1 pseudogene is annotated in these 304 nt (G+C 63.2%); it reads right to left on the minus strand.

The annotated features are described in order from the left end of the window. Nucleotides 1-304 (minus strand): annotated as a pseudogene (locus tag P0D80_RS51540) (IS110 family transposase); the annotation flags it as partial.

Here is a 304-nt window from a genome sequence, read left to right on the forward strand (position 1 = left end):
CGCTTGACGATGTTCGCAATGCCTTGCGGAATGATGAGCCCGAACTCGGCGAGCAACCCTCGGATCTGATTGGCTTGTGCGGTGCGCGCCGTGCTGGCGCACCCGGTGCTGTGCCAGCACGGCTTGCTGCTCTACGTTCTTGACCGGCACGAACCTCATGTTGGGCCGCGCCACCGCCTCGCAGATCGCCTCTGCATCAGCCGCGTCGTTCTTGTTGGTCTTCACGTAGGGCTTGACGAACTGCGGCGCAATCAGGCGCACGTCGTGTCCAAAGCCCTGCAGCTTGCGCGCCCAATGATGAGCG

The sequence above is a fragment of the Paraburkholderia sp. RL17-373-BIF-A genome (genome assembly GCF_046030175.1).
GTDB lineage: Bacteria > Pseudomonadota > Gammaproteobacteria > Burkholderiales > Burkholderiaceae > Paraburkholderia.